The sequence below is a fragment of the Blastocatellia bacterium genome (genome assembly GCA_016713405.1).
In the GTDB taxonomy this organism is placed as follows: domain Bacteria; phylum Acidobacteriota; class Blastocatellia; order Chloracidobacteriales; family JADJPF01; genus JADJPF01.
The window spans coordinates 41,323-58,033 of record JADJPF010000024.1; the positions used below are offsets into that span (position 1 = coordinate 41,323).

The following is a 16,711-nucleotide window of genomic DNA, read 5'->3' on the forward strand; positions in this document are numbered from 1 at the left end:
GCAGCTGAATTATGAATTTTTGGAAAAATATTTTTAACGAGACTAACCACACTTATGGATAATTCTATAAAAGGTTATTACTGTTGGGGTTAATGTGGAAAACCACAACATATTTTAATCCCCCAAGCTAACAATTTTTTAATTAACAGGCTCTCCCATTAAAACAAATGCTGCCCATTGAGATGGGCTTTTATATTTTTCTCTTAGTTTTAATAATGCTCTTCGATAACTTATTGCTATATCAGGAGTTTTTCTTAGCTGCTCATAAAAAGATTCTATAAAAAGGGTAGAAATTTTGTTGTCCACTTGCCAAAGTGAAAGCAGGCTAGCAGAACAGTTATTTACTGCTAAACTATTGGCTAAAAAGAAAATCCCATCTCCAGTGCTAGAACTAAATCCAGATTGATTATTACTTAAAATTACTAGATCATTATTTTTAATACAATTATTTAGTTCTACTAGTGAAACTACACCATCATGCACTATTGCACCTTGTTCATTAGTTTGAGGAGTTAGTAAGACAAAGCTTTTGAGAGGTTCTTTGTCATTTAAGTAACTATAAGCAATTAAATGTAGAAAATGTTTATTTTTTCCTTGTTCACATAAAGTATCTTTAACCGCTACAACACCTGTTAAAGCTGTTGCCTTAAAGTTTGTAGCTGCTTTTAATTCATCTTTAGCCTCACTTAAAACAGGTAATGCAACATTATTAATTGAATTTCCGGCAGGAATACCTAAAGCAACATTTTCTACTCTAACCACAAGATCGGGTTTGTTACGTTGGCGTGCAGCCGTTGAGAGTGTGCTAATTGAAGGTGTTTGTAAAATAACAAAACGGTCAATTAAATTGGTTCCTTGAACATCTTTTAAGTCCATAAATGGAAAAGTTGAAAGTTTACCAGATGCTACCACTAAGAGCTTGCTTTCTACTTCCATAGGCAGCGCGTTTGAAATATTTTCAGGCATAAGTAAAGCTCTTAGCTCGTCTGATAAAGTGGTTGGATTATCAATATTAATATTATTTACTGATTCTGCTAATGCAGCTTTAAATTTATCTATTCTTGGATTGTTAACTTCTGTAAGGCTTCGGTATTTGTCTAGCAGGGTATTTAATTGATTAATATCTATTTTATGATGATGTGCAACTATGGTTGAGTCGGGTTTTACTAGGAAAATTAGTAATCCGTTTTCTATAGGCAAATAATCCAAAATAGTAGCATTAAGTCGTTGTGCTGTTTGAAGAATTTCCACAAAGTCTACAGCAACAAAGGGTTTAAAAGTTTCTATATTTTGTTTAGATTGTTCGCTACTTAAATTTTTTGTTAACAAGTCACGGAATTGATAGGCTCTTATTCTTTCTGAGACTGTTAACGCAGCAGGAAATAATTGTTTAGCCACTAACATTTCTATATAAGTTTGATAAACTTGCAAAGGCTTTACTAAGCCAAAAAATGGCTCTGATTTTATATCAGGGAAATTTTCAATAATATTAATTGCTGCTTCATAGTTTGTTTGTGCTGCTTTAGCATCATTTTGTTGATTTGCAATTTTAGCTAAACCATAAAGACATGTATAAACTCCAACTTGATTTTTTAGCTCAGAAAAAATATTTTTTGCTTGATTATAAGCTTCTATGGCAGCAGTTAATTCATTACGTTTAATAGCGATAGCGGCTTGTAGTAAAAGTGTATTAACTTCACCTGCTTGGTCTTTACTTTCTCGCTTAAGGGATAAAACTTTTTCACAATGTTTTGCTGCCTGCTCATATTGTCCAGCAACAAAAGAAACATTAGCTAAAGATTCAAATAAAACAGCTTGTCTAGCAGGAGAATTATTTTCTAGATTCATTGCTAAAGCTTGCTCTAAATATGGTAAAGCGCGAGCAGGTTGATTTAGACTAGTGTAACTATCTCCTAATCCTATTAATGCAGTATATTCGCTACGTCGGTCTTTTAACTCTCGAACAACCACTAAAGCTTGTTCATAACTACTAACAGAGTCTTGATATTTATCTTGAGGGCGATAACTAGCACCTAGCCCAAGCAATGCTAGTGCTTCACCCCGTCGGTCTTTGATTTGCCGACAAATCGCTAGCATTTGATCATAATGTTTGCTTGCTTCACTAAATAAACTTAAGTTTTTCTCACAGATAGCTAAAGCATTTAAGGTGTAAGCCTCACCACGTAAGTCTTTTAGCTCGTTTCTAATAGCTATATTTTGCTTATAAAAAGGCAATGCTAAGTCATATTTTCCTAATAACCGGTAAGTATCAGCTACCGCAGCTAGTACAGTTCCTTCTAAATTACGCTCTTTATCCTCGCGGCTTGCTCTTAGTGCGACTTGGTAAGATAAAAAAGCTTCATCATAGTTTTCTAAATTTCTTTGACAATCTGCTAGCCCAAATGATGAATAGCCAACACCAGAAAGGTTATTAGACTCTTTTGCTGCTGTTAATGATTTTTCATAGTAGGGAATAGCCTCCTTAAACTGTTTTGCAAGTCGATGAGATTGTCCAAGCCCAAACAAAGCAAAACCTATTGCTTTTTTATCTTGCAGTTCTTGATAAATAACTAAGGCTTGTTGATAGTAATTTTTTGACTCAACAAAATTGTCTATTGATAAATAAGCGTCTGCTATTGCTGATAAAGTTGTGGCCTCGCCAATGCGATTTTTTAATTCTCGTTGGATTTCTATAACTTGCTCAAAGTATTTTATTGCTCCGTCCGCATCTCCATCACGTAGTAGGCGATTACTAATTGCAAGGTAAGTTCTAACTAATGAGTATTTATCTGCACTTTTTTCTGCAAGTATAAGTGCTAGTTCTGCCGCTTCAACGGCTTCTTTATCTGCTTCTAAAGTTGAGAGAATTATTAATCTACCTGTATGTAGCTCACTTGCCCAAGCAGGGTTTTTAGTTTCTTTTAAGCATTTTTCATAATAAGCAAAATCTTCTCTTAATTTTTCTACACCTGTTTTAACTGGAACTTCAATATTAGTAACTGTTAGACGATAGTTACCGCTTCGCATTTGCCAAACGGTTGTAGCTTCAATTGTATATTTTCCATTCATTGGTAACTTAATGGAAATACGAGCGTTATAACCTACTCCTCCATTATCATCTATTACCAAGACATTGCCATCAGGGGCAGTAAGTTTTAGTAAACTGTCAAAGTCTTCTGATGTCATTTCAATTATTACTTGTTGACCTACTTTACCGCTAAATTGCCAGGTTTCATAAGCAATATTATCAAGATTTACTGAGCTTTCACCTAAACGACTTTCTAAAGTCTGACCAATGTTAATTGGCTTTTCTGCTGCTTTTATTAACATTGGAGAAATTAAAGCGATACCTATTAATTTAACTATTTTTTGAATTATACTTGACATTATTACCTCAACAAATTACTAAATTATTTAATTATTATTTGCTAACTTTTCACTCTACTTGCTGCTACTATTTGGCCTATTGCAATTGAACCATCATTGCTAGGAAGTTTTTGTTGCCAATAAACAGAAAATCCTGCTTGTACTAGTGCTAAAACACTTTTTTCTAATAAATACCTATTTTGAAAGCATCCACCAGATAAAACAACCTGTTTTTCTCCTACTAGCTTTGCTATTTCTACCAACATATTAACTAAAGCATTATGAAATTTTGCTGATATTAATTTTATATCAATTAAATTACTTAAATCTGATAAAATATTAGCTATAAATTCTTTCCAGTCAATAATTATAGGAGATTGCTTTTTACAAATTATAAATTTATAGCTTTCTTTAGTATCTACTTTAGAAGCTAGATTTTCCATTTTTATTGCGGCTTGTGCTTCAAAACTACATTTTTGCTCAATTGCCAAGATTGAAGCAACCCCATCAAACAACCGCCCAACGCTAGAGGTTAAAGGAGCGTTTATTTTATTTTTTAGCATTTGTTTTAATATTTTTAGCTCTTGTTCTGTAAAACTTTGAATACAAGTAAGTTGACTGTTAAAAATTTCTTCACCTAAAACTTCATAAAGTAAGGCTAAAGCTACTCGTCTAGGTTCTTTAATAGCTTTTTCACTTCCAATTAAAGGAAATTGTTTTAAGTGAGCAAACCTAGAAAACTTATTTGAAGTAATTTGTAAAAATTCCCCTCCCCAAATTGTGCCATCAGTACCATAGCCAGATCCGTCCCAAACAACAGCAAAAACATTGCCTGTAAGTTGGTTTTCTGCCATACAAGCAAGCGCGTGTGCATAATGATGTTGAACAGCTAAAGAATTTAAACTCTGACTTTGTACATACTTAGTTGATAAATATTCTGGATGTAAATCATGCACAATATTTGATATTTTATTGTCATATACCTTATTTATTTTTGTGATAGTTTGCTTAAAATTAGCAAAAGCTTTTTTATTATGTAGATCTCCTAAATGTTGGCTTAAATAAATACCGTTTTCTAAAGAAAATGCTACAGTGTTTTTAAGTTGCGCTCCTAGGGCTAAAATCCCGCTAGAGCAATTTGTAAATTCAGTAATTAAGCTAGAATAACCTCTAGCACGACGCAGCAACATTTCTTTACCTAAAACTACCTGTACAATCGAATCATCAATTGCTTGAACAATTGCCCGATTATGTACTAAAAAGCCATCAGCAATACTTCCTAAGTAGCTAATAGCTTCTTTTTCATCAATACAAATAGGCTCATCAGATATATTTCCACTTGTTGCAACTACAGGTGCTTCTAATAAATACATCAGCAAATGCTGTAAAGGATTATTAGCTAGCATTATACCTAGATAATTACTATTAGGTGCAACATTATCAGCAATATTTATTCCATCAAGTTGTTTTAATAAAACTATTGGTGCAATGGCTGAGGTAAGAGAATTACTTTCTACGTCTGATAACCAACAATGTTTTTTTACTAAATCTAAAGAAGGATAAAGTAGGGCAAAGGGTTTTTCTTCTCGGTTTTTGCGTTGGCGAAGTTTAGCAATAGCTTCTTTATTTGAAGCATCAACAATTAATAAAAATCCTCCTGTTGATTTAATGGCAATTATTTTTCCTTCTTTTATTAATGTAACTGCTAGGGTTATAGCCTCTATTTTAGTAGCTAGGAGATTATTACTGTCGTAGAAAGCTAACTGTGGGCCGCAAGTATGACAAGCATTAGGTTGAGCATGAAAACGCCGATTTGATGGGTCAGAATATTCTTTTTCACATTCCTGACACATTAGAAAATCTTTCATTGTTGTATTGCTGCGGTCATAGGGAAGATTTTCTATAATGCTAAAACGTGGGCCACAATTAACACAATTTGTAAAAGGGTAAAAATAGCGACGGTTATTAATATCAAATATTTCTGCTAAACATTCCTGACAAGTTGCTAAATCAGGCAAAATAGCACTTTCTTTTATTCCAGCTAAATTGCTTTGGGCAATTAGAAAATTTTCTTCTGTTTTCAAGGGTAAAGCGTGTTTTTCTATAGAGCTAATTTCTGAATTAGGGGGAGAGTCTTGTTCTAAGAGGGTAAAGAATTTTTCTAAATCTATTTCCTTTCCTTGAATTTCAATTAACACACCTTGTAAAGAATTGCTTACCCAACCTGTTAGACTAAGTTGCTGTGCTAGTCGATAGACAAAAGGGCGAAAGCCTACGCCTTGAACACGTCCTCTTATAGTTAAAGCAAATCTTTTTTCTAAATTATTCACCTGAATATAATTAAAGCTCCAAATGCAAGTTATACACTTGGAGCTTTTTATAAAAACTAAAAAATCTAGACAGCTATAGCAGCACCAATAGCTTCATCAAATATACGTAAGGCTGTGTCTATGTCTTGTTCATCAACAATTAATGGTGGTGAGAATCTAATAGTATTTTCACCTGCGCCTTGTAAAATTAATCCCCGATGAAAAGCTTCAACTTCAATACGATCTCTTAATTTAGCATCAGGTTTATTGCTTACTCGGTCTGTAACAAACTCCACACCAACCATTAACCCTAGACCACGTACATCAAAAATTACACTTGAATATTTTGCAGCAATTGGTTGTAGACCTTCTAAGAGTCTTTCACCCATTTTGCGAGAGTTTTCAATTAATTGACCTTCTAACATTTCAAATGTTTTTAGTGATGCAGCAATAGCAACAGGATTACCACCAAAAGTTGATGCATGTGCGCCGGGATGCCAATTCATTACCTTTTCACTAGCAACTGTAGCTGAAAGCGGGAGTCCAGAAGCAATTCCTTTAGCTAAACAAATAATATCAGGAACAATTCCAGAATGTTCACAAGCATACATTTTGCCAGTGCGTCCCATTCCTGCTTGTACTTCATCGGCGATTAGCAAAATACCATGACGGTCACAAATTGCGCGTAACTCGTGTAAAAATTTTGCTGGCGGTACAACATAACCACCTTCACCTTGAACAGGTTCAACAATAATTGCTGCAACTTCATCTGGCGGAACAGTTGTCTTAAATAAACGATCTTCAATTACTTTTGCACATTCTACAGCACAATTTTCAACATCTTTACCATAAGGACAGCGTTTACAATTGGCATAAGGAATATGTGTAACATCTAAAGCTTGACGACCAAATCCTTGTCGTTGTGTACTGCGAGAAGCGGTTACGGATAACGCGCCTAATGTGCGACCATGAAAGCTATTAAAAAATGCAACATATTTGTGACGACGACGAGAATATGCTGCTAATTTTAGGGCTGTTTCTACGGCTTCAGCACCAGAATTGCCAAAATGTACTCGCTTAGGATAATCTCCAGGTGTAGTTTCTTCTAGTTTTTTTCCTAATTCTGTAATGCTATCGAAGTAATAATCGGTGCTAGAAATATGAACAAAATCTGCTGCTTGCTCTGCCATTACTTTAACAATTTCTGGATGAGCATGTCCGGTTGCTAGTACGGCTACGCCAGCATTAAAGTCTAAAAACATATTTCCATCAACATCTTCAATTACTGCACCTCGCCCACGTTTAATAACTAATGGATAAGTACGAGTATAACTTGGGGAAATGTAACGAGCGTCTTTTTCTACAATTTCTTTGGCCTTGGGCCCGGGTAATTCAGTTTTAATTAATGGTGCGCGAAATTCTTTTGCTACACTAGTCATAAATAAATTTTCTCCTTACCTTCTTTAACTAGAAGGCTAAATAGAATAATGGTTAGTAGTCCTCTGCCTAGCAGCAAAATCTTTGTGCTAAAGACACACTAGGTTAAAAGACTTAAGATTTTTCAAGAAGATTTAGAGGTAGATTTATTTAAGGTTAGTCTGCAAAAAGGTCAGCCCGCATTTTTGCGGGAATAAAACAGGAAGTTAATTCAATTTGTGAAAATAATAGGTTTTTTAGCATATAGATTTTAAGAATTTTGTGTTGAGATGCTGTTATTATGCCTTAAAAAGCTTGTATCTGCAAAGCGAAAGACTACTATTTTTTATAATGTTCTGCAAATCAACTTATTGACAATTTTGCTTATTTTCCATATCTTTCCCCTTAGAATATTTTTCTTTTCGCAAAACACCTTTAAGATAAATTCTTATGTTAATTAGAAAATTACAAATTAAAGATATTAAAAATTATACTGAACACGAATTTGATTTTAGCAATGGAATAATAGCTATTTGCGGGCCAAATGGATCAGGTAAAACAACCATTATTGAATCAATTGCTTGGGCATTATTTGACCATTTAGACTATAAAAAAGAAGATTTTGTCCGTAGGGGTGCGCGTAAAGGAAGTGTGAATGTTTTTTTTGTTTCTAATATAGATGGTCGGGAATATGGTGTTTCTCGTGATAGCACAGGCTCTTATTATGTTTATGATCCTGAACTAAATATTCGTCTAGCCCAACAAAAACAGGAAGTAACAAAATGGCTTTGCCAACAACATGGTGTAGAAGATGGAACAGACCTTTCTAACCTATTTCGGACTACAATAGGAGTTCCTCAAGGCTCTTTTACCTATGATTTCTTGCAACCTCCATCTAAGCGTAAGCCAGTTTTTGACAAAATCTTAAAAGTAGAAGATTACATCCATGCAGCAGACAAATTTAAGGACTTATCGCGCTTAATTGAGGGAAAAATTTCTGCCATTCGTGAGAAAATTGCTAGTGATGAAGGACAGTTAAAACACTTTGAGGAAATAGAATCTAACTATCAAATGGCTATAGATAAATTAGCTTCACTTAAATATTTGTATGATGATGCTAAATTAAATAAACAAATTACAGAAATTCGACTTTCTCAGCTAGAAACTCTAAAAACAAATATTGATAAAATTAATCAGCAAATCCATCAACTTAAACTTAGCAATATTGAAAATGAAACCAAAGGGAAAAATTTAATAGCAGAAATTCAGCGAGCTAAACAAGCATCAGAGCTAGTTAACAAAGCTAAAATAGGTTATGAAAAGTTTTTATTAGCATCAGAAAAGCTAAAGGTATTAGAAAAATCTCGCACTACACGTGATCAATTAAGAAATAGCTATAGCAGCACTGAACAACAAATTAGCAGGCTTGAAAGTGATATTGAACATACTCAACAAGAATTAAAACAAATTGAAAAAGCCCATCAAGAACTTACTAATTTAACAACAAAAGTCCAGGAACAAGAAGAGCTTGAAAAACAATTACAAGACTTACAAAAAAAGGTTGGGGAAAAAGAACAGGTAGAAAGAAATATTTCTAATTTAGGTCGAGATTTAGACGACTTAAGACAAAAATATTCTGAGGTTTCACGTAGCATAGAAGATTCAGAAAAACATAAAAATGATGATAAGTTAGTGACAAAATTAGAGCTTGAAAAATCAGAAATAGACCAACGTTTAGCCAACTATAATTTAACTTTAACTGAGCTTAAGCATAAAGAAGAGCAACTTAATAATATAATAAATACTTATCAAAACTTAGACTTACAAATAAAAAGAAATTTCTATAAAAATAGAAGACTTACAAAAGGAAATTTCTATAGACTTGCCTTCTGTTACAGAATTAGAAGAAAAGCAAAAAGATTTAACACAAAAAATAGCAGAGCTAAAAGCAATAACCCAACGTGATGAAAAAATGCAGCAGGAAATAAAAAACGGTTTATGTCCTTTGCTGTCTGAGCGTTGCCTAAATATGAAACCTGGTCAAACCCTGGATGAATACTTTAGCTTTCAGTTAACAGAACAAAACACACAATTAAAAGAAAAAGAGAGTTTGTCAAAAACAATTTCATTACAACTTACTCAAGCAAGGTTTTTGTTAAATAAAAAATTGATTTTGGAAAATTTAATATCTCAGCTAACAACACTAAAACAACAAGCAACAACTATCCAAGGACAACAAAATTTATTAGAAAATGAAATTGCTAAACTTGGTGATAAAACCCAATTACTTAAGGCTAAAATAGATGACACAAATCGACTACAAGCACTAGAAAAAGAACTTATAATTGCACGAGAAGGAAAATTAAAATATGCAGGATTAGAGCCTCGCCGCTTGCGTTTAATTGAGCTTAAAGAAGAAGGTGTACAAAAGCGTAAAGCTCATGACGCAGATTCAGCACGACTTTCTCGACTTAAAGAAGAGCTATCAGCGCAAGCAATTATTCAAACTGATTTAGTTAACTTGGGAAATCCTCGTGCTACTTATGAGGCTTTAAAGCGTCAAATTTTGCGCGAAACAATGCTTAAACAGCAACTAAGTTTGCAAGAACAAAACTATAAACGATTAATTGATGAAACTGCTAATCTAAGAAATCAACTGGAAAGTTTTTCTGCTTTAGATAAAGAACTAGCTGAAGTAAATCTTCTATTAGCTGATTGTCAAAGCGATTATCAAACTTTTTTAGCTAATCAATCTACGGCTAGCTTACTGCCAAAATTAGAACAAGATTTAGAAAAGATAATCTCAAGTAGTTCTAATCTTAAAACAGAATTAGAAATTAAAGAGACAGAGTTAATAAATATAAGCCCTAAATACTCATATGAAGAACATAGTGAAAAGCGCAACCTAATTAACAAATTAATTCATGAAGTTGCTCAGCTAGAAAGCGAATCAAAGCATACAGAAACGCAAAAACAAAACTTATTTAATCAATTAGAAAGATTAAAAGTAGTAAAACGTGAACAAACAAACAAAATTGCTGAAAGAGATCGTCTTAGTGAATTACATGACTTGGCTGATTTTATTCGTGATTGTTTGCGTAAGGCTGGGCCATATATTACAGAGGCTTATCTTTATACAGTTTCGCTAGAAGCAAATTTACTTTATAGAGAAATTTCTGGTAATTCTATGATTAGTCTACGCTGGGGGCTAGATTATGAAATTATTATGGAGGAAGAAGGCCGCGACCGCCCATTTCATAACCTTTCCGGTGGTGAGCAAATGACAGCAGCAATCTCTGTTCGTTTAGCACTTCTAAAAGAATTTTCAGATTTACGCTTTGCATTTTTTGATGAACCGACTACAAATATGGATGAAGAACGTCGTCGGAATTTAGCTCAACAAATTGGCCGAATAAAAGAATTTGAGCAACTTTTTATTGTTACTCATGATGATTCATTTGAAGGCTCTACGGATAATATTATTCAATTAACAAAAAAAGCTCATATATAAATTTATGTCTTTAAGAAATAAAATTGCTAATGCCTTAAATTCTAAAGCCCAGGAATTTACAAGCTTTGATCAACAATTAAATAGTAGTAGTTTGTTTTATGATGAAAAAATTTGTGAATTTTCAAAGTTAAATTATGAGGAAATTCTTGCAAATTTATCTGACTTTTCTGCACCTGGGGCAATTCCATTAGCAGAATTTCAGACTAGTAAAAATCTAGTAGTTAAATTTAATGAACAATGGTCAAATCACGAAGAAGCGCGTACTTGGGCATATAAAATTTTACTTGGGCATCCAACTTTTGCCGCAGATGGTTCGCAAATAATGCCGTCCAAAGATTTGTCCTTGCCTGTTGCAGCAATACAAGTTGCTTGGTTTGAAAATCCACACACACCTAATGGACAATATACTAAAAACACTCGTGTAGAGGTACTTTCACCTAATGATCTATTGATGGGAAAGGGTGCAGAGCTACAAGTTTCTGATCAAATGGTAAACTTGCGACGCTTTCAACTAGAAGTAGAAGTTTTAACTAATTATATGGAAAGCTATGCTCAAAATAATGATACAGGCAAAACTCCTCCACTTGTTTTTCTTGATAGCTCAATTGTAATTTCTTTTGCTGAACGTTGGCATGAAGACCAAAGAAAATTGTTTATTGAGCCTTTAATTAGGCTTTTGGATGTTTCAGAAGCTACTAATGTTCCTATTGTTGGTTATGTAGACACTACGCTTGCTTGTGATATCACGGTAATGTTTAAGTATTTTTTTGCTTTAGATATTCAGCGTAGCCCGCTACATGACGCATATTTATTTCGCAATTTAGCTTGGGGAGATCGCAGTATTTTTTTTACTTGTGCGCGTGCAGGGCTACTAGACCAATTTGGTAAACATAAAAGAGGGGTTGGATTTGTTTACTTAAAAACTAATCAGAATTTGCCTGCTCGTTTAGATATTCCGGTTTGGGTATATGAAAAAGGCTTGCTTGATTATGTAATAAATTTAGTACGTGCTGAAGTAGTGGTTGGTGTAGGCTATCCTTACCCTTTAGCAACGGCTGATGCTACAGCGTTTATCTCTTCAACTGATCGAGAAGCTTTTTACCAAATATTTCAACAGTTTTTACAGAAACAAGAAATAAACATACATGTTTCTCAAAAAGCGTTAAGTAAGAGTCAAACTAGAAGATAGTTATGGTTTCGCCTCAATTGCCAGAAGATTTACTCTTAAAATTTGGGCAAAGTAGGTCATTATGTGTACTTACTGGTGCAGGAATTTCCCTAGCTAGTGGTGTCCCAACTTTCCAAGGTAGCGGACGCTTGCAGCATTTTAATAATTATCCTTGTGAATATCTTAGCTCTACTACAGCCTGGCAAGATTACCCAGAAATAGTAAAAGCTTTTTATGATGACTTACGCAATCGTATTTATAGAGCGCGACCAAGCATTACCCATCAAACTTTGCATGGTTGGGAGCAAAGACGTTTTACTTATCCACTAAAATTTTTTCTCTTAACATTAAATTTTGATGGCTTACATAATTTGATGGGAAATGAATCTATTATTCAGTTACAAGGAACTATTTGGCAGTTGCGTTGTCACTTTTGTCAAACGATCTATGATTTAGTACCTTTTAGACAACTACCTATGCCAGAATATTGCGAAATCTGCCAAGGGTTTTTACGTCCTAATGTTGTATTTAATGATGAACCTATTACACGAGCAATCCATCGTGAAGCTGTAATGGCGATTGAACAAAGTGATACATTTATTTCTATTGGTGTTTCTGGTCAAATTACTTATGCTAGCCAATTGATTAATTTAGCACGTCGCAAATGTAATTTTTTAATAGAAATAAATCCTCAACCTACAGTGTTATCTAAATTTTTTGATGTTAGCGTTTTAGGTCGTGCTGAAGAAGTAGTTCCACAATTTTATTGGGATTATTTTTTTGATATGTTCTAAAACTATTTAGCGATAAAAATAACGCTTTAACAGCTTTTTCTACCTTTTATAGAGTTTTTCTAAATAAATAATTTTTATCGTGATATTTATTATTATGAAAAGACTCAAGCCTAAAATTTAAGGAGATCTTATGAATAAAGATATAAAAAAGATGTTGAATGCCCTTGGAGATTATAGCTTAGAATATAGAATGTGCCATTTATTATCGTTTTTTGCTGCATCAGATGGAGACCTTTCCCAAACAGAAATAGAACATATAGCGGGCTATCTTAAAGGAATGATTGAAGGCTTAGGTTCAGATACAGACCTTGAAAGTTTAGTAGTTGGTTGTATTAATGATATGCAAAAAGATGTTAATGTAGAACTCTTAAAAGAATCTATCGCTATTTTTGCCGAATATTTACCATCAAAAAAATTAAAAGAAATAGCTGATGGGGTTGAATTAGTAATTGGAAGTGATGAACTTTCTGAAGCAGAAGCAGAATTACTTGAATGCTTAAAAAAAGATTGGGGATTAGTTTAGTGATTTAGTAGATTATAGCTGAGACATTTTACTTAACGTGAAATTTCTTAACTATGAGACATTAGTATAATTAAAATATCCAGCTAATGTAGACCATATTAGCTGGATATTTTTTTACTAGTTTTAACGATGGCGCGAAGTACGATTTTTTGCTTTTGGCTGTGCTTTAGCTTTACTACTAGCATTTACTCTGCTTTTGTTACTAGTTTTGTAACTTTGTTGCTTAGTAGGTGCTACTTTAACCGTTTTACGGATTACAGCTTTGCGACTAGTGCTATAGCGGGAAGAAGTTTTATAACGAGATTTTAGTCTAACATTGCGAATTTGTTGGGATTTAGCACGTGGACGATAAGCAGCCCTTGTTACTGTTTCAGGTGCGCGGTAGTCTGATGGTGGTTCTACTGTAACAGAGCTATCTAATGAACGAAGAATAGATAAATAAATTTGTGTTTCTTGTGGAAGTGAACGTTTCCAATATTCGCCTTGTGATAATGTGCGAGGTACTTTTACAGGGTTAGAATTATAACCGGCTGCCATTATTTCTTCTTCTGTTGCAATACTGTTTTCCCAAGCACTAGCAACAACATCATTACCAGAGAAAAATTGATAGTAACGATTTAGATAAAGTAACATTGCTTTAGCAGCATTTTCATGTGTCATCATTGCTTGCTCAAAATCACTTATCCAATCTACTTGTGGAAAAGAGTTTTTCATTTCTCTATAAGTGCTAAAAATCATTTGCACCATTCCACCAGCACCAGCACTGCTAACAGCATAACGATAGGTATTTCCACGATTAAGTGCGTAAAGTGTTCTTACTTCATTAAATAAAGCTGTTTTGCTTTCATTGTGGTAACGGCTATGGTCAATATGTTCTACAATACAAAGCAGTTTTGCTAAATTAAAAACTTTCTCAGGTACATCTAAATTATTGCGTTTAAGAGATTTATTAGCATTAGTCAAAACTTTTTCAATATACTGATCACCTAATGGAGCAAAATTATAAGTTTGCAAACTATAATGGGCCGGAACATAATAGCCCATTTCCTTAAACATACCTTTTCTAACTATTGGGTATTTAACCATTAAGGGAACAAACTGCCCTATACCACTGCTAGTTTCTATGCTTACTTTAGTATTAATAAAGTTAGGATGGTCTATTCGTAAGGTAATTTGCGATCCTTCTGATAAGGCGAAGTTTTCTTGATAGCCGCGAGTAATAAAATTAGTTTTTAAGGTTTTAATAAAGTAGATTTCGCCGCTGCGTTTTTCTAGCATTGAAATTCCAACAGTTTCTTCATCTAAAGAGCAATCCTTAGCTAGTATCTTTTGAGCTTCAACTAATTTATCTAATAAATATTCTTCTGTTGTTTTTTCTTTGGCAACTTTATTAGTGCTTTTTAATATGGTTGTTGTTGGAGGCTCATTAGATTTAATATCTATAGGGGTTTGATTAGTATTTTGTGCATATAGAGGAATAAAAGAATTTGCAAATAAAACACTGCCTAAAACAACTTTTTTCCAGTTATTTTTTAATATGTTTTGTATAGGGAAAAATACTTTAGCTGACATTTAATTAAACCTCAGAAGAATGTTGTTTAAGATTTTAATGTTGAGAGCTTTTTTTGGCTTAAAATTTTTGATGCTCATTATTAATGATCAGATGTCCTAAATAATCTAGCAATTTTTTCCTGGCTATGGTAGGCAAGCATTACAAAAATTTAATTATCTTTATTATATAGAAGAAATAACTATTAATAGTTAATAAACAAATTTAACTATTTAAGAGATCCTAAATAGAATATAAAAAACTTACTTTCTTTAGATAATATTAAGATCCTAAATAAACCCTAAATAAAACAAAATATACTGGTAATGAATATTACTAAACAGTATTCTAACTAAGTATTTTCGCGTTTTAAGCTTACATTATTGCATTTTAACAATAATATAATTGCTGTAGAAAAGTATTTTTCTGTATAATGGCAAGAACCTTTAGCAAAATAAAATAATCCTTAAATAACTATCTATCACTCAATGCTATTAATTGCATTTCCGTTGGAGGAAAGCATGAAAAAATTTTTACTATTGGTCTTTTTATTTGCCTGCGGTTTGTTAGTTTTAGCACCAAGTATAACTAAACCAACCAAAGGATCTGCTGCTGATGCCCCAACTTTTAATAAAGAAGTAGTCAGAATTTTACAGCAAAATTGTCAAACTTGTCACCATCCAGGCTATATTGCACCTTTTTCATTAATGACTTATTCAGAAACTAAGCCTTTTGCAGAAGCAATCAAAACCGCTGTTCAATCTCGTATGATGCCTCCTTGGAAAGCAGCAGAGGGTTGCGGAAGCTTTAATGATGAGCGTATTTTAACGCCTGCTCAAATAGAAACCATTAGTAAATGGGCCGATGCTGGTGCGCCTGAAGGTAATGCAGAAGACCTACCACCTCCAGTAAAATTTAGTAGTAGTTGGGGACTAGGCGAACCACAACTAGCATTAAAATCTAGCGAACCTTATGAGCTAGCCGCTAATGGTGATGATGTTTATCGCTGCTTTGTTATGCCACATGTTTTTGAAGAAGATAAATATGTTACTGCCGTAGAAGTCCTACCAGATGCAGCAGAAGTAGTTCATCATGTACTACTTTTTATTGATGGTAAAGGCGTATCTCTTAAGTTAGATGAGGCGGATCCTGGCCCAGGCTATACTTCTTTTGGTGGCCCAGGCTTTACTCCTACAGGCGGTCTAGGCGGTTGGGCTCCTGGAAATTTACCTCGTTTTTCTCCTGAAGGTGTTGGGATAAAAATCCCTAAAGGCTCACGTGTAGTGATGCAAGTTCATTATCATCCAAATGGTAAAACAACACTTGATCAAACTCGTATTGGGCTACATTTTTCAGATACACCACTAGAAAGTGAATTACGTAGTTTCCCAATTTTTAACCTTGGGTTTGCTATTCCTCCTGGAGCAAAAAAACATAAAGTTATTGGACAATATACAATTCCAGCCAACACCAATATTAAAGTGTTAGGTGTTAGCCCACATATGCACTTACTTGGAAAACAAATGAAGCTAGAAGTTACTTTACCAGGTAGCAAAAAGCCTGCTTGTATGGTTAACATTCCTGCTTGGGATTTCGAATGGCAAGGTACATATACTTATCAAGAACCCCTAGTATTACCTGGTGGTAGCAAAATTAAGCTAACAGCCTTTTATGATAATTCTACAGCTAATCCATTTAATCCAAATAATCCTCCTAAAACGGTTACTTGGGGTGAACAGACTACAGATGAAATGTGTTTAGCTTTTGTTAGCTACATCCTAGACCGTAAAGGCTCACAAGCCCAAGCTGCTGATGCTAAATCTACACTAATAGTAGATGAAATTGCACTAGACCCACAAGCTAACCCACGTATTACAATGGGCGGTAAGGACTTAATGCAGCAAGCTAATATTCGTATGATGGGATCTATTTTAAGTAGTTCTCCTGGTGAAATGTATAACTGGGCCCCAGCTTACAATAAATCAGGAATGAATCTACTTCCCTGGAAATCACCTAGAAATTTAGATATTCCACAAAGACCACTTTGTCACTAAAAATTATTTTTTGCTAAAGTG

At 33.8% G+C, this 16,711-nt stretch carries 10 protein-coding genes; 6 read left to right on the forward strand and 4 right to left on the reverse strand.

Translation table 11 applies throughout. The annotated features are described in order from the left end of the window. Positions 1 to 138: 138 nt before the first annotated feature. The 3 genes from IPK14_24335 to IPK14_24345 form a co-directional block, all read right to left on the reverse strand. On the reverse strand, positions 139 to 3,387 hold the full coding sequence (locus IPK14_24335; protein MBK7996381.1) for a tetratricopeptide repeat protein: 3,249 nt from the start codon (positions 3,385 to 3,387) through the stop codon (positions 139 to 141). Positions 3,388 to 3,428: 41 nt separating this feature from the next. Next, positions 3,429 to 5,696, reverse strand: coding sequence for a carbamoyltransferase HypF (gene hypF, locus IPK14_24340; protein MBK7996382.1), 2,268 nt, complete (start codon positions 5,694 to 5,696; stop codon positions 3,429 to 3,431). A 65-nt stretch (positions 5,697 to 5,761) separates the two neighbouring features. Beyond that, positions 5,762 to 7,114 carry an acetyl ornithine aminotransferase family protein gene (locus IPK14_24345; GenBank protein ID MBK7996383.1) on the reverse strand — a complete coding sequence of 451 codons (1,353 nt, stop codon included), beginning with the start codon at positions 7,112 to 7,114 and terminating at the stop codon, positions 5,762 to 5,764. Positions 7,115 to 7,541: 427 nt separating this feature from the next. Here IPK14_24345 and IPK14_24350 point away from each other — a divergent pair, with 427 nt between their 5' ends. The 5 genes from IPK14_24350 (at position 7,542) to IPK14_24370 (ending at position 13,087) form a co-directional block, all read left to right on the forward strand. After that, the gene (locus IPK14_24350; protein ID MBK7996384.1) at positions 7,542 to 9,056 is read left to right on the forward strand and encodes an SMC family ATPase; all 1,515 of its coding nucleotides are present in this window, start codon (positions 7,542 to 7,544) and stop codon (positions 9,054 to 9,056) included. Further along, positions 8,974 to 10,602 (forward strand): hypothetical protein, encoded by a 1,629-nt coding sequence (locus IPK14_24355; protein ID MBK7996385.1) that lies wholly within the window; start codon positions 8,974 to 8,976, stop codon positions 10,600 to 10,602. Before IPK14_24350 ends, IPK14_24355 begins: the two co-directional genes overlap by 83 nt. 4 nt (positions 10,603 to 10,606) lie before the next feature. Further along, positions 10,607 to 11,791, forward strand: a complete 1,185-nt coding sequence (locus tag IPK14_24360) for a DNA double-strand break repair nuclease NurA (protein MBK7996386.1) — start codon at positions 10,607 to 10,609, stop codon at positions 11,789 to 11,791. A gap of 2 nt (positions 11,792 to 11,793) precedes the next feature. Next, positions 11,794 to 12,564 carry a hypothetical protein gene (locus IPK14_24365; GenBank protein MBK7996387.1) on the forward strand — a complete coding sequence of 257 codons (771 nt, stop codon included), beginning with the start codon at positions 11,794 to 11,796 and terminating at the stop codon, positions 12,562 to 12,564. Positions 12,565 to 12,694: 130 nt separating this feature from the next. Beyond that, positions 12,695 to 13,087, forward strand: coding sequence for a hypothetical protein (locus IPK14_24370; GenBank protein MBK7996388.1), 393 nt, complete (start codon positions 12,695 to 12,697; stop codon positions 13,085 to 13,087). A 123-nt stretch (positions 13,088 to 13,210) separates the two neighbouring features. Here IPK14_24370 and IPK14_24375 read toward each other — a convergent pair whose 3' ends face one another. Continuing rightward, the gene (locus IPK14_24375) at positions 13,211 to 14,659 is read right to left on the reverse strand and encodes a hypothetical protein (GenBank protein MBK7996389.1); all 1,449 of its coding nucleotides are present in this window, start codon (positions 14,657 to 14,659) and stop codon (positions 13,211 to 13,213) included. 498 nt (positions 14,660 to 15,157) lie between these two features. Between IPK14_24375 and IPK14_24380 the strand changes: the two genes are divergently transcribed. Then, positions 15,158 to 16,690 carry an ascorbate-dependent monooxygenase gene (locus IPK14_24380; protein ID MBK7996390.1) on the forward strand — a complete coding sequence of 511 codons (1,533 nt, stop codon included), beginning with the start codon at positions 15,158 to 15,160 and terminating at the stop codon, positions 16,688 to 16,690. The last annotated feature ends 21 nt before the right edge of the window (positions 16,691 to 16,711 follow it).